Source organism: Janthinobacterium leeuwenhoeki, from assembly GCF_051380795.1.
GTDB lineage: Bacteria > Pseudomonadota > Gammaproteobacteria > Burkholderiales > Burkholderiaceae_D > Janthinobacterium.
Window position 1 is genome coordinate 56,995 of the sequence record NZ_JBNYXT010000016.1, and the last position, 13,477, is coordinate 70,471.

13 protein-coding genes, 4 tRNA genes and 1 pseudogene are annotated in these 13,477 nt (G+C 62.3%); 6 read left to right on the forward strand and 12 right to left on the reverse strand.

Going from position 1 to position 13,477, the window contains the following annotated elements; genetic code table 11:
- Positions 1–10: 10 nt before the first annotated feature.
- Both ACQ4WS_RS14460 and ACQ4WS_RS14465 read right to left on the reverse strand, forming a co-directional pair.
- A complete protein-coding gene (locus ACQ4WS_RS14460) occupies positions 11–2,524 on the reverse strand; it encodes a TonB-dependent receptor plug domain-containing protein (RefSeq protein ID WP_436477297.1) in 2,514 nt (837 codons plus the stop codon).
- A gap of 1,029 nt (positions 2,525–3,553) precedes the next feature.
- Positions 3,554–4,954: an L-cystine transporter gene (locus tag ACQ4WS_RS14465; protein WP_436477299.1), complete on the reverse strand. Its 1,401-nt coding sequence runs from the start codon at positions 4,952–4,954 to the stop codon at positions 3,554–3,556.
- Positions 4,955–5,225: 271 nt separating this feature from the next.
- On the opposite strand from ACQ4WS_RS14465, the gene ACQ4WS_RS14470 reads away from it, so the two are divergent.
- From ACQ4WS_RS14470 to ACQ4WS_RS14480, 3 genes are all read left to right on the forward strand, one after another.
- Complete coding sequence (locus ACQ4WS_RS14470) at positions 5,226–5,603, forward strand: nuclear transport factor 2 family protein (RefSeq protein ID WP_436477301.1); 378 nt, start codon at positions 5,226–5,228, stop codon at positions 5,601–5,603.
- 13 nt (positions 5,604–5,616) lie between these two features.
- Entirely contained in the window at positions 5,617–6,006 is a 390-nt protein-coding gene (locus ACQ4WS_RS14475; protein ID WP_436477303.1) for a hypothetical protein, read from the forward strand.
- Between the two features lie 130 nt (positions 6,007–6,136).
- A complete protein-coding gene (locus tag ACQ4WS_RS14480; protein WP_436477305.1) occupies positions 6,137–6,610 on the forward strand; it encodes a hypothetical protein in 474 nt (157 codons plus the stop codon).
- 18 nt (positions 6,611–6,628) lie between these two features.
- Here the strand turns inward: ACQ4WS_RS14480 and ACQ4WS_RS14485 are convergent, their stop codons facing one another.
- Both ACQ4WS_RS14485 and ACQ4WS_RS14490 read right to left on the reverse strand, forming a co-directional pair.
- Positions 6,629–7,222, reverse strand: a complete 594-nt coding sequence (locus ACQ4WS_RS14485) for an IMPACT family protein (RefSeq protein ID WP_436477307.1) — start codon at positions 7,220–7,222, stop codon at positions 6,629–6,631.
- Between the two features lie 68 nt (positions 7,223–7,290).
- Positions 7,291–7,548, reverse strand: coding sequence for a hypothetical protein (locus tag ACQ4WS_RS14490; protein ID WP_436477308.1), 258 nt, complete (start codon positions 7,546–7,548; stop codon positions 7,291–7,293).
- Between the two features lie 114 nt (positions 7,549–7,662).
- Between ACQ4WS_RS14490 and ACQ4WS_RS14495 the strand changes: the two genes are divergently transcribed.
- A complete protein-coding gene (locus tag ACQ4WS_RS14495) occupies positions 7,663–8,427 on the forward strand; it encodes an AraC family transcriptional regulator (RefSeq protein ID WP_436477310.1) in 765 nt (254 codons plus the stop codon).
- A 6-nt stretch (positions 8,428–8,433) separates the two neighbouring features.
- On the opposite strand, the gene ACQ4WS_RS14500 is transcribed toward ACQ4WS_RS14495, so the two are convergent.
- The 3 genes from ACQ4WS_RS14500 to ACQ4WS_RS14510 all read right to left on the reverse strand — a co-directional run bounded on the left by ACQ4WS_RS14500 (position 8,434) and on the right by ACQ4WS_RS14510 (position 10,052).
- Positions 8,434–8,509 (reverse strand) — tRNA-Lys (locus ACQ4WS_RS14500).
- Between the two features lie 79 nt (positions 8,510–8,588).
- Positions 8,589–8,664 (reverse strand) — tRNA-Lys (locus tag ACQ4WS_RS14505).
- Between the two features lie 299 nt (positions 8,665–8,963).
- Complete coding sequence (locus ACQ4WS_RS14510) at positions 8,964–10,052, reverse strand: NADH:flavin oxidoreductase/NADH oxidase (RefSeq protein WP_436477312.1); 1,089 nt, start codon at positions 10,050–10,052, stop codon at positions 8,964–8,966.
- 106 nt (positions 10,053–10,158) lie between these two features.
- Between ACQ4WS_RS14510 and ACQ4WS_RS14515 the strand changes: the two are divergent.
- Positions 10,159–10,452 (forward strand): annotated as a pseudogene (locus tag ACQ4WS_RS14515) (ArsR/SmtB family transcription factor); the annotation flags it as partial.
- Positions 10,453–10,616: 164 nt separating this feature from the next.
- A complete protein-coding gene (locus ACQ4WS_RS14520; protein WP_436477314.1) occupies positions 10,617–11,747 on the forward strand; it encodes an acyltransferase family protein in 1,131 nt (376 codons plus the stop codon).
- Between the two features lie 28 nt (positions 11,748–11,775).
- On the opposite strand, the gene ACQ4WS_RS14525 is transcribed toward ACQ4WS_RS14520, so the two are convergent.
- The 5 genes from ACQ4WS_RS14525 to ybgF form a co-directional block, all read right to left on the reverse strand.
- Positions 11,776–12,057, reverse strand: coding sequence for a type II toxin-antitoxin system RelE/ParE family toxin (locus ACQ4WS_RS14525; RefSeq protein WP_436477316.1), 282 nt, complete (start codon positions 12,055–12,057; stop codon positions 11,776–11,778).
- Positions 12,026–12,229: a type II toxin-antitoxin system RelB family antitoxin gene (gene relB, locus ACQ4WS_RS14530; protein WP_436477318.1), complete on the reverse strand. Its 204-nt coding sequence runs from the start codon at positions 12,227–12,229 to the stop codon at positions 12,026–12,028. Before relB ends, ACQ4WS_RS14525 begins: the two co-directional genes overlap by 32 nt.
- Before the next feature lie 144 nt (positions 12,230–12,373).
- A tRNA-Lys gene (locus ACQ4WS_RS14535) sits at positions 12,374–12,449 on the reverse strand.
- Positions 12,450–12,538: 89 nt separating this feature from the next.
- A tRNA-Lys gene (locus ACQ4WS_RS14540) sits at positions 12,539–12,614 on the reverse strand.
- A 67-nt stretch (positions 12,615–12,681) separates the two neighbouring features.
- A complete protein-coding gene (gene ybgF / locus ACQ4WS_RS14545; RefSeq protein ID WP_436477320.1) occupies positions 12,682–13,440 on the reverse strand; it encodes a tol-pal system protein YbgF in 759 nt (252 codons plus the stop codon).
- Positions 13,441–13,477: the final 37 nt, after the last annotated feature.

The following is a 13,477-nucleotide window of genomic DNA, read 5'->3' on the forward strand; positions in this document are numbered from 1 at the left end:
GTATCCAGTGTCAGAACGTGTAGCTTAATTTAGCGTAAAAGTAGGCGCCATTGACGCCGATGGGGTTGATGAAATTGTAGGGCAGGGCGCCGCCATACGTGGCGTTGTTCGTTTCCCGCACGCGCTGCGGATAGCGGTCGAGGATATTGTTGCCGCCCACGCTCAGGGTCAGCTGCTTGCTCAGTTTTAACTGGCCCTCCAGGTCCAGCGACCAGACGGCGCCGAAGCGCTGTGCGGGGATGCCGTCGATCAAGGGCGCATCGCTGTCATACGAAAAATCTTGCAGTTCGCCAAAGCGCGTGGCGCGCGCCTGCACGCCCCAGCCTGTCGCTTGCCAGTCGGCACCGAGGATCAATTTGCTGGTCGGTGACGCATGTTTGATGCGGAACAAACTCGTCTCCGTCAACAGGGTCAGACTGGGATCGATATTGGATAGCGTAGCGGAACTCTGGCGCACCTTGTCGAGGCTGGTCTTGTTCAGGTTCAGCGCCGCGTTCAGGTTCAGCTTGCCTGACGTGAAGGCAATGTCGTGATTCAGCACCACGTCCAGGCCCTTTGTGCGCGTGTCGAGCAGGTTGGCCAGGTAGGCCACGGACTGGATGTCGCTGCGGCCATTGGCGGCCAGATAGGCCGTGACGGCGTCGCTTTGCAAGTCGCTCGAGCGGGTGATGCGGTCGCGGATGCGGATCACGTAGGCATCCACCGTCACGCTGGTGGCGGCGGCCGGTTTCCAGGCCAGGCCCAGCGATACGTTGGTCGATTTTTCAGGTTTCAGCTGTTGCGCGCCGAAGCTGCGCGCCAGCGGGTCGCTGGCCGGCAGCAGGGCTGATGTTTGCAGGGCTGTGCCATCGGCGTTGAAGTTCAGTGTGGCGAAGCGGAATCCCGTCTGCACGAGGGCTGGCGCGCGGAAGCTGTTCGACAGCGAGCCGCGTACGAGGAAGTTGTCCGTCACTTTATAGCGCGTGGACAGCTTGCCCGTGCTGGCGCTGCCGAAGTCGCTGTAGTGGGAATAGCGGGCGGCGGCGCCGACCAGCAGGCGCGGCGTGAGATCGCTTTCCACGTCCGCATACACGGAGCGGATCTGCCGGCTGCCGTCATAGGCGTCGGATGGACGCAAGCCCGGCCCCGCCTGGGCGCCCGGCGGAGCGTCCGTGAAGCTGCCGGCCGCGTACGAAGCGGGGTCGCCAGCCGAGCTGGTGTAGGTTTCGCGCATCCATTCGGCGCCCACCGCCACGCTTAAAGGCGCGGGCAGACCGATGTCGATGCTGCGCGTGGCATCGAGGTTCAAGGCATTCTGGCGGAAATCGAAGCCGGCCAGCTTGAAACGCGTGGGGCTGGCTGCGCCCAGCGAGGCGTTGACGGAGTGGCTCACGCCGTAGTCAAAGCGGTCGCTGCCGTGGCGCGCGCTGGCGTCCCAGTTCCACTCGCCCGCGCAGCCGCGCACGCCGGCCACGATACTGAGGTCGCGCTTGTCGCCGTTGGTGACGGGGCGGTAGCCGTTCGGGTACAGCGCCAGTACATTCGACGGGTCGCCCGGATAGCGGAAGTAGGCGCTGCCGTCCGATGTGCGTTCGTTCAAGGTAGCAAACGAGTACAGGTCCAGGCCGTTGGAGAGGGTGAGCTGGGTGTTGTAGAACAAATAGTTGTTGCGCTGGCGCGAGTCGCCGGACTTGAATACGACCTTGCCGTCCAGCGCCTGGTCGGCTGGCGTGTAGTTGTAGGAAGTCCAGCCCGCGTCGCTGGGGCCGGCCCGTTCCGTGGGCGAGCGGCGCCGCGTTTCCGCACCGAAGCGGAAGAATCCCGCCTCGCCCAGCGGCACGCCATAGTCGGCGTTGACGATGACGGTCTGACCATCCGTCAGGGTTTGATCGGTCGGGTCGAAATGCGTGTGGTTAGCGCCATAGCTGACGGAAGCGGCGCCGCCCGTGCGGGCTTTTTTCAGCACGATGTTGATGACACCCGCCACGGCGTCGCTGCCGTACTGGGCGCCCGCGCCGTCGCGCAGGATTTCGATGTGGTCGATGGCGTTTGGGGGAATGGCGTTGATGTCGACCGGCACGGTGCCGGCAAAGCTGCTTTCCGTGTCGAGCACGGCGCTCGTGTGGCGGCGCTTGCCGTTGATCAGCACCAAGACCTGGTCGGGCGCCAGTCCCCGCAGCTGGATGCCGCGCACGGAGTCCGACGCGCCGCTCGACTCGATGCGGGGGAAGTTGATCGAGGGCGACAGGGCTTGCAGGGCCGCGCCCACGTCGCCCGTCGACAGCGCATTGCTCACTTCGCGCGCGCCGAAGCGGTCGATGGGCACGCTGCTGTCGAAGACGGTGCGGTTGCGTGCGCGCGAGCCGACGACGGTGACCTGGTCGATGCTGGCGCCAGCTGTTTCAGCGGTGGTGCCTGTGCTGGCGGTGGCTTGCACGTCCTGGGCCCAGGCGGACGGGGCGCCCAGCATGGCGCAGGCCAGCACGATGACGCGCAGCGGCGTGGCGGGAAGGGAGGGCGTGGCGGATGAGTGGCGCGGATACAAGGCGGTGTCCTTTGGGCTCGATTAGTGTCGGTGTGGAAACAGTTGTCATGAGCTTAAGGGAGGCGCCCGCCGGCGCTAACGATTCTTTCTGGATATGCTTATGCTGTTGTTTTTTCCGCCGTTGTTACCCCCCCGCTCAGGATTTCGGCGCGACGAAGTTGCACAGGTCCAACTGCAGCTTGCCGTACCTGCCCGGGGCGCGGTTGACGGCGTACGAGGTGACGCCGCAATTGGGTACGTCGGCGGCCTTGTCGATGGCCAGGATCGCGTGCTCGTTGCAGCGTTCCAGCAGGTAGCGAAAGCAATTGACGATGACCTGGTGGCCCCCTTTCGCCCCGATAGGCGCGGGTGATGGTGTCGAGCACGCTGCGCAGGCGCAGGATGACGTCGCACCAGCTTTCGCCGCCCGGTAGACGGAAGTAAAACTTGTCCACGTGCTGGCGCTGCGCGTGCCGTTCCGGGTATTTGCTGGCGATGTCGTGTACGGTCAGACGGTCGAGGGGCGCAGGCGCGAGTCGGCCACCACGGAGGCGAGGCTGTCCGCATCGATGCGCGCCAGCACGGCTTGCACCGTCTGCTGGGCCCGTACGTAGGGCGAATACAGCACGACGCTCGCTTGTTGTTCAGGGGGAAGTGTGGCGAACCAGTCGCCAGGGCTTGCGCCTGGCGCGCGCCCAGTTCGGAGAGGGGGACATCGACATCGCGCTCGGCGATGGCGATCAATCACTGTTTTCCGCTTCGGCGGCATCACGCGCCACGTTACCGGCACTCTGGTCGTGACGCACGATCCAGATGTGCTGCGGCCATTTCTGTTCCATCGCCTTGCGCCTTCCTCTGTATTTGTTGTAAATAAATATAGAGGAAGGCGCAAGGCGCGGCGCGCCGGTGGTGTGGCTGGACGCGCTTAAGAACGCCTAACAAAACCGTAGCGAGCGGTAGCGAGTTGTGGTTGAGAAGCGGAACTGTGCGAATGCACAGTGAGCATCGGAAACCGCGACCCGCGACGCGCAGTAGGTTTGGTTATGCGTTCTAGGCGGCGTGTTCCGCTTCGTCCAAGTCGGGCGCGTCGTCGCTGTTGTAGACGGCCAGGTCGGTCTGTCCCATGACGCGGCTGGTGACGGTGCCGGCCGTGATCGAGCCGCTCACGTTGAGGGCCGTGCGGCCCATGTCGATCAGCGGTTCGACGGAGATCAGCAAGCCGGCCAGCGCCACTGGCAAGTCCATCGCCGACAGCACGATCAGGGCGGCAAACGTGGCGCCGCCACCCACGCCGGCCACGCCGACGGAACCGATGGTGATGATGGCCAGCAGTGGCAACAGGAAGCTGACGGTGAACGGGTCGACGCCGACGGTAGGGGCGATCATGACGGCCAGCATGGCCGGGTAGATGCCGGCGCAGCCGTTCTGGCCAATGGTCGAACCGAACGAGGCGGCGAAGTTGGCGATGCCTTCCGGCGTTCCCAGGCGCTGGGTTTGCGTCTGCACGCTCATCGGGATCGAACCGGCGCTGGTGCGCGAGGTGAAGGCGAAGGCCAGCACAGGGAAGATTTTTTTCACGAAGCGCAGCGGGTTCAGGCCCACGCCGGCGATGATGGCCAGGTGCACGAGGAACATCAATATCAGCGCGCTGTACGAGGCGACGACGAAGTTGATCAATTTCAAGATGTCCGTGTAGCTCGACGAGGCCACCACTTCAAACATCAGCGCGAACACGCCATACGGTGTCAGGCGCAGCACCAGGGTGACCATGCGCATGACGATGGCGTGTGCCACTTTCATGAAGTTTTCGAAGGAAGCAAAGATTTCCGGCTTTTTCGCGGCGATGCCCGTGGCCGAGATGCCGATGAAGATGGAGAACACCACCACGGCGATGGTCGAGGTCTTGCGTGCGCCCGTCATGTCGAGGAAGGGGTTGGTCGGCACGAAGCTGACCAGCAGTTTCGGCAGGGACAGGGCTTTCGCCGTTTCCAGCGAGCCTTGCAGCTGCACGCCGCGCGCCACTTCGGCGGCGCTCGACGTCAGGCCGACCGCCGTCAGGCCGAACAGTTTGGCCATCAAAATGCCCAGCGCGGCGGCGATCGTCGTGGTGATGAGCAGGGTGCCGATGGTCAGGGCGCTGATCTTGCCCAGGGAACTCGCATCCTTGAGTTTCAGGATGGCGGAAATGATGGAGACCATGATCAGCGGCATGATGATCATTTGCAGCAGTTTTACGTAGCCGCTGCCGACGATGTCGATGTATTCATTGGTGCCGGCGATGATGGGCGAGCCGGCGCCATACAACCACTGCACGGCTGCACCGAGCAGCACGCCCAGGCCCAGGCCCGTGAAGACGCGCACGGTAAACGTCGCGTGTTTGCGTTGCTGCTGGAACATGAAGGCGAAGACGAGCAACGCAACGAGCAGATTCAGGATGATGTTAATTGCCATGAAGGGGCCTTATCTTGGTTTTATTCGAGACTGCACGGAGCACATAAAACTGTACTACAACTGACAGTTGCCCCAGCCCGGGGCGGAAGGGCAAGTACTGTACAGTACTATGGTGGCGTTTTGCGCAATGCCGCTGCGAATATTACGCTATATAAATATGCTTCACAGGCATAAGCGCAGGTATAGGTCTGCCGGATGATTGTGAAAAAGAAGATTTCATGCGAGCATATTTTGCCTATTTATTAATGTCATGCCAATTTGAAGGAAAAAGATGAATGCTTTAACGGAAGTGCAGGTACTCGATGTGGAAGAGCGCTTGCGCCTGGCCATGATGGCCTCCGATGTGGCTGTACTGAATGAGTTGCTGGCCGACGATTTGTTGTTTACCAATCACCTGGGTCATCTGCTGAGCAAGCATGCGGACCTGGCCGCGCACGAGCAGCGCCTGCTGGCCATCACGGACTTGCGCGCCTCCGAGCGTCATGTGCGCATCAATGGCAACGTGGCCGTCGTCTCCGTGCGCATGCACCTGACGGGCAGCTATCACGACGTGGAAACGCATGGCGACTTCCGTTTTACGCGCGTCTGGGCGCACAATGCGGCCGGCGCGCTGAAAGTGATCGCCGCCCATTCGGGCGTCGTGGCTTGAGGAGCAAGAGTTAGTGGATCATCGTTCCAAAGGGCAGCTGTTGGAAGCTGTCATCGCCGCCGGCCCGGCCACCCTGGCCATCACGGCCGGCTATCCCGTGCTGTTGTACAAGCTGGTGCGCACCTGGGCCGACGCCCCCGGAGACCATGCCCTGGCCGCCTTGCTGCTGACGGGCGGCCTGTGGGCCTTGCTGGAATTCTGGCGCATCGCCCTGGCGACGGTAGCGCGCAAGGCGTATGCGTTCAACTGGCGTTTCTGGCTGGCCATTGCCGGTTTTCTCGGTTGCTTCGTGCGTTTCGTGCCGGACATGCCGGCCGGACTGATGCTGCTATTGATGGTGCTGCCGGCGCTGGCGTGGACGCATTTCATCTTATTGCAGATCAAGCGTCCGCGCGGCGCCTGAGTTTCGCACAAGCACCACATGCCGTGGCAAGATTGTCATGCCACGGCCCTTGGCTATCGATATAATCATTCCCCGCATGCATGGCAAACGGCATGCTTGGCGTAACTTCTCTTATTTTGAAAGAATTTCGATGAAAGCTCTGTTTTCGCTGTTGTTCGTGTCGGGTGCGGCTCTTGCCGATGATGCTGCCATGTTGCAATGCCGTTCGCTGGCCGATATCGCCAGCCGCGTGAAATGCTATGACGCCATTCCTTTGGGCGCCGCCGCGCCTGTCGCCGTCGGCGTCGCCGCCCCTGCCGCCGTGCCGACCGCGCAGCAGCGTGAGCAAAGCTTTGGCATGGAAACGGTCAAGGCGCCCAAGGCGGCCGAGCCGGAAGAAAACAAGTCGATCAGCAGCAGCATCGCTGGCAAGTTCGATGGCTGGAGCGGCAACGAACTGATCAAATTGAGCAATGGTCAGGTGTGGCGCATCGTCGATGGCAGCTCCGCCGTGCTGGTGCCGCAGAACAATCCCAAGGTGACGGTCGAACGCAATTTCATCGGCACCTTCTTCCTGAAGATCGAAGGCACGAACAACTCGCCCAAGGTGCGCCGCGTGCAATAAGCTGCGCCAGTCTCAGTCTCAGTCCTCGGCGTCCAGCCACTGTATCCGTCCATTGCCCGCTTCCTCCAGATGGGCCAGCAGGGCGGTGGCGGCCGTTTCCGCCAGGCTGAAGTCGAATAGCACACGCTCGCCGTGCGCCACGTTCAGCAAAGTGGCGCCGGCGCCATCGAGTTCGCGGCGCAGCATGCCTTCCATCGCATACGGTACCGTGCAGCGCAGGGCTCGCTGGCGCACGATGGCCGTCTTTTCCACCTGCAGCAGGGCTTGCGCCACGCTATCCGTGTAGGCGCGCACCAGGCCGCCCGCGCCCAGCTTGATCCCGCCAAAATAGCGCACGACGGTGGCCAGCACGCCTTCCAGGTCCTGGTGGCGCAGCACGTCGAGCATGGGCCGCCCGGCCGTGCCGCTCGGTTCACCATCATCGACGGCCGCCGACTGCCCGCCCGCCAGCAGCGCCCAGCACACATGGCAGGCGCCAGGATGCTGCGCCTTCAGGCTATTGACCACCTGCTGCGCGCTGGCGCGGTCTGTCATCGGCTGTACGCAGCCGATGAAACGACTTTTCTTGATGATCAGTTCGCTGTGGACGGGAGTGGCAATGGTAAACGGCATGGCGGGTGCGAAGGCGGGCAAAGCAGCATGATAGAGGAAATGCGCGCCGGGCACGAGCCGGTGCCCGCTCACGCGGCGGAGACGGACACCAGTTCGCGCAGCGCCGCGTCGCGCACCTGCAGGATGTCGAACAGTCCCAATGCGTACAGGGCGGGCAAGGCGTCGAGGATGTCGCGTTCGGCGATGGTCTTTTCATCGATGCTGCTGGCGTCGTCCAGCCATAGCCGGGCATTGGCCAGGAAGGCGCCCACGGTTCCCTTGCGCACGGTGACGCCATTGAACTGCCCCTGGTTTTGTTGATCGGGTAATACGTCTTCTGCACGCATGCTGAACTCCTGAACAATAGAAAGACTCCACTGTATGATGACGGGATTGTCTTGCCTGCGTTGTTTATGTCATTCGATACGTTAAATCCGCCAATCTTGCCGTCGCTGCGCGCCATGCATATTTCCCAGCCGCAGGAAAGGGTGACGGCGCCGCACCGCCATGCCAGCGGCCAGCTGTTCGGCGCCATGCGGGGCTTGCTCTCCGTTGCCGCCGACAGCGGACAGTGGGTGGTGCCGGCCAGCCACTGCGTGTGGATGCCGCCCCATCACGTCCATGCATTGCGTTCGCATGGCCCGTTTGCGGGCTGGAGCGTGTATGTGGATGAGGCCAGTTGCGGCAACTTGCCCGCCGCCCCTTGCGTAATGCGCGTCTCGGGTCTGCTGCGCGAAGCGGTGGGCCGCGCCAGCGAATGGGACGCTGGGGTGTTCGATGCGCGCCAAGCCCGGGTGGCGGGCGTGATCCTTGACGAGATCGCCGCCACGCCGCACGAGCCCTTCGGCTTGCCCTTGCCGACGAACCCGCGCCTGCTGCGCGTGGCGCGCGCCGTGCTCGATGACCTGGCCGACGAGCGGGGCGTGGAAGCGCTGGCCGCCTGGGCCGGCGTGTCGCCGCGCACCCTGGCGCGCCGTTTCACGGTCGAGACGGGCTTTACGCCCTCGGCCTGGCGCCAGCGCGCCCGCATCCTGCGCGCCCTGGAACTGCTGGCCGCCGGCCAACCCGTCACGACGATTGCGCTGGACCTGGGCTACGACAACGTCAGCGCCTTCATCGCCATGTTCAAGAGGGTGATGGGGGTGACGCCGGGCAGGTATGGCGAGGGGAGGGAACAGCTGGCGCGCAAAACAAAAAAGCCAACCGCGAACGGTTGGCTTTTCTGAAGTATTTGGTAGGCCGTGCGGGATTCGAACCTGCGACCAACGGATTAAAAGTCCGCTGCTCTACCAGCTGAGCTAACGACCCAAAAACTTTGACTACTTGCTGCGGTAACACTGTGCGGTGCGTGCTCGCCATGACGGCATGCAAACGCACTGCAAATTCTTGGTAGGCCGTGCGGGATTCGAACCTGCGACCAACGGATTAAAAGTCCGCTGCTCTACCAGCTGAGCTAACGACCCAAGGGCGGCTATTATGACGGCCAACGGCGGTTTTGGGAAGGGCTGGGCGGGATACGGGCGGAAAAAAAGCCTCGCGTAGCCCTCATGCGCGGTCTCATATTGGTAGATAGTCTACCTATCTATGATCCCATGCCTACCGCGAAGACCTGCCCATCCCCGAGCGAGCGCCGGTGCTGTCCGACGAATTGCGCACGGCGTTCAGGCGCCAGCAGCGTACCATTGCTGCTATCGGGGCTGGTCTTCCTGTTGTTCCTGCCGGAACTACCCCCGGAGGGGCATCCGGCGATGGTCAAGGATGATCAATAGCGTTCCAGCCAGTGCGCGTAAGGCGCCGGCAGGGTCCACGAGGCGCGCTCGACGCCAAGTTCCTTGGCGGCAAAGTATGCCCAGTGCGGATTGGCCAGGTGGGCCTTGCCGACCATCACCACGTCCAGCTGTTCTTCCTTGACGACACGCTCGGCGAGGGCCGGCGTGCCGAAGCCCCAGGCGGACGAGACGGGCACACCCGCTTCGCGGCGCACGCGCTCGGCAATCGGGCCCATGAAGGCCGGACCCCACGGAATCGAGACGTCGGGAATGGTAAAACCCATGCTGACGCTGAGCATATCCATGCCCGCATCCTTGAACTGGCGCACCAGGGCTATCGATTCGAGCAGGGTTTGCTCGTCGCGGCCATCGAATTCCAGCACGCCAAAGCGGATCGTCAGCGGCAGGTGCTCGGGCCATACGGCACGCACGGCTTTCAATGTTTCCAGCAGGAAGCGGCTGCGGTTTTCCACGCTGCCGCCATAGATATCGTCGCGCTGGTTCGAATGGGCGGAAAAGAAGCTCTGCGCCAGGTAGCCGTGGGCGAAGTGCAGTTCCAGCCATTCGAAGCCCACTTCGCGGGCGCGCACAGCCGCGTCGACGAAGTTCTGGCGCACGCGGGCGATGTCGTCGAGGTCCATGGCGCGCGGCACTTTCGGCAGGCCGCCGCCAAAGGCGATGGCGGACGGGGCGATGGTTTGCCAGCCGCGTGTATCACCTTCAGCGATATGGTCATCGCCTTCCCATGGGCGGTTGGCGCTGGCCTTGCGCCCCGCGTGGGCGATCTGGATGCCGGGCACGGAGCCGGCTGCCTTGATGGCTTTCACGACGGGCACGAAGGCTTGCGCCAGGTCATCGTTCCAGATGCCCGTGCAGCCGGGTGTGATGCGGCCTTCGGGCGCTACGGCCGTCGCTTCGACGATCACCAGTCCCGCGCCGCCGCGCGCCATGCCCGCATAGTGCGACAGATGCCAGTCGTTGGCCTGGCCATCGACGGCCATGTATTGGCACATCGGCGGCACGGCGATGCGGTTGCGCAGGGTGATGTCTTTGAGGGTGTAGGGCTGGAAGAGGGCGGACATGGTGGCCTTTTTGTTTGTTGGTGGAGATAGGGTGAAATACTGATTCGATAGTTCGTAAATATTCGAATAATGGAATTAGTATAGCGCATGCTGTATGATTCTGCACATGCGTCCACATAAACATCCCTCCGCCAGCGAATTCGTGCTCGAGCGCGTGCTCTATGCCTTGAGCGATTCCATCCGCCTCGACATCGTGCGCCACCTGGCCCGCGTCGATGCGGCCGCCTGCGGCGACCTCGATGGCGGGCGGCCGAAGTCGACCGTCTCCCACCATTTCAAGGTCTTGCGCGAAGCGGGCCTCGTCTACACGGAAAACGCAGGCACGACGCACATGAACACCCTGCGCCGCGCCGATATCGAGAGCCGTTTCCCCGGCTTGCTGGACGCTATCCTGGCGCAGCAGCCATTGGTGCCCGAGGCAGGCAGGCAGACAGGACGACTAGCGCCTGCCGTGCCCCACCTTCTGCCAGGCTCGGCTATCATGTCGGCCTTTCGGTAAATCCTCAGCCGCGCGCCTGTTGCGCGATGGGCTGGCGACACTACCTGGCATGGCAAGGGATGGGAATGACGGCAGCAGCGGTGGTAGCACAGGCGGATCAGGCAAATCGTCCGCAGTTTGGCTGGATCAATGGTTTAAAAGCAGGCGCGGCGCAATTGATCGTGTTGCACCACCTGGCGTTTTACGGACCCATGTCCGACTACGTGCAGCCCTTGTGGCCAGAGCTGCTGGACTGGCTGGGCGGCAGCGCGCGCATCGCCGTGCAAGTGTTTCTCGTCATCGGCGGCTTTCTCGTCGCCAAATCCCTCTCGCCTGCCGGCAACCCCGGCATTGCCACTCCGCTACAAGCCATCTGGCGCCGCTATGCCAAACTGGCGCCGCCTTTCCTGGCCGCCACTTTGCTCGCCGCCGTCATTACGCCCTTGGCCGGTATCTGGATGCTGCACGATTCCATGTCAGCCGCCGTTACCCTGGGCCAGCTGAGCGCCCATGCCTTGCTGCTGCACGGCGTGCTGGGCTATGAATCGCTGTCGGCCGGCGCCTGGTACGTGGCCATCGATTTCCAGTTGTACCTGCTGACGGTATCGCTGCTGTGGCTGGGCGGCCGCCTGGCGGGCCAGCGGCGCATGGGCTGGGTAATGCCCCTGGCCGTCGCCGTGGGCATTACCTTTTCCCTGCTGTATTTCAATCTCGATGCGGACTGGGACAACTGGGCGCCGTATTTCTTCGGCAGCTATGGCCTCGGCATGCTGGCCTGGTGGGCCAGCGATCCGGCCCGCAAACCCGGTGCCATGAGCGTTCTCATGGCGATGGCCGCCGTGCCCGTCCTGCTGGCCCTGGCCGTCGACTATCGCAGCCGCATCGCCCTGGCCCTGATCGTCGCCTGCGCGCTGTTCCTGTTCGGCCGCGCCCGCACGCCGTCCCAGGGTGGCGCCTGGAACATCATCAATGCTCTGGGGCGCATCTCGTATGCCGTGTTTCTCGTCCACTTCCCCGTCAGCCTGCTGGTGAATGCGCTGTTTATCACCTATGTCCCATTGGAGCCGGAGTGGCAAGCGCTGGGCATGCTGACAGCCTGGGGCGCCAGCGTGGCGGCCGGCGCCGCGTTTTACCGCTGGGTGGAGCTGCCGCTGGGGCGGGTGATGGGCAATGTGGTGGCGCATCTGGCCGGGAGGCCGGTGTTGGTGTCGCGTTAAGGACTGGTTTCCGATATGCCGGGGGGGCTTAAGGATATGGTTGCCGTGTATGCATGACGGCAAGAATTTCTATCGCGCTTGCTTCAACGCGATATGCGACGACATAGTTTGGATGGGCAATCAGTTCACGCGTGCCGATAACTCGTCCAATCCGGTATAGGTGAGGATGATTTGGAAGTTGTGAAATAGCGCTGTCGATATCGTTGTAAAGCTGAAGTGCTGCTGGCTGGTTGCGCTGCGCGATGTAAGTGAGGATCGCGGTCAAATCTTCCTGCGCTTCAGCCTTCCATAGAATCGGCAGCATGGTCATCAGGCTGGACTGCCACGATTTTCTTCAGTTTCGCCATGACTGTTTCATGTGGGTGGGCTGGGCGGTCATCATTTAGTGATGCCAATACCTTTGCGCGAAACCAGTGGTTATAGGTTTCGGCTGCTTCCGCTGTCTCAAATTCGGACGTGGTCGAGGATAGGGGGGCGTTCATGATTATCTGATTATACGACAGTCCGACAGAGGTGTATCGCAAGTGGTGGGGTGTTTGATTTGTGTCAGCGATGGCATCCCGTGCAAGTGATGTCGCTGAAAAACAAAAAAGCCAACCGCGAACGGTTGGCTTTTCTGAAGTATTTGGTAGGCCGTGCGGGATTCGAACCTGCGACCAACGGATTAAAAGTCCGCTGCTCTACCAGCTGAGCTAACGACCCAAAAACTTTTTACAACAACCTCGGTAACACTGTGCCGTAAAAAAATGCTTGCTATAACAACTCGCAAGCAGATCAGTACTGCGTATTCGTGGTAGGCCGTGCGGGATTCGAACCTGCGACCAACGGATTAAAAGTCCGCTGCTCTACCAGCTGAGCTAACGACCCGAAGAAGAAAGATTATAGGGGTTGCCCGGGATTCTGTCAAACCTAACGGGCAACTTTTTCCCCGCTTTTACTTTTTGCCGCCCCGTTCCTTGGCGGCCTGGGCCGCGCTGGAGTCCGGGTAGCGCGAGATCAGCGCGTTCAGTGTCTTGGTCGCGTTCGGCTTGTCTTTCAGCTCCGTGTAGCAGCTGGCAATGTTGAGCATGGCATCGGCCGCCTTCGGGCTGTCCGGGTAGTTCTTCAGCACGGCCTGCTGGGCCGTGATGGCGCTCTTGCAGTCGCGCTGGGCGTAATAGGCGTTGCCCAGCCAGTATTGCGCGTTGGCCGCGTAGGCCGATTCCGGATAGCGCTTCACGAAGCCATCCAGGGCCGTGACGGCGCCCTTATAGTCGCCCGACTTGAACAGGCCGAACGCGGATTCGTACGCGCTTTGCTCGGACACGCCCACGGCCGCTTCCTGGCCGTCGATGGTGACCTGGCGCGGCTCTAACTTGCGCAGGCGCGCGTCGATGTCGGTGTAGAAATCCTTCTGGCGCTTTTGTACATTCGCCAGGTCGTTACCCAGCACTTCGATCTGGCCGCGCAGGCGGGCGATCTCTTGCATGGTCTGGTCGTGCTGGTTGATCAGGCTCAAGGTGCTGGTCTTGTCCGCCTTGGCGTCGACGCGGCTGTTCAGGTCGCGCGCCATGGCGTCGACCTTGGCGCGCAGCTCGAGGATGGCCTTGCGCGCTTCGTCGTCGTCGAACAGGGCGGCGTTGGCGTGCAGGGGCAGGTAGGCAAACGCGGCCATCAAGGCGGCGGCGACGCCGGCTTTCGAGAATGTCATCATGAGTCGGGCTTTCTAAGGTTACGCAAACATGCAAACG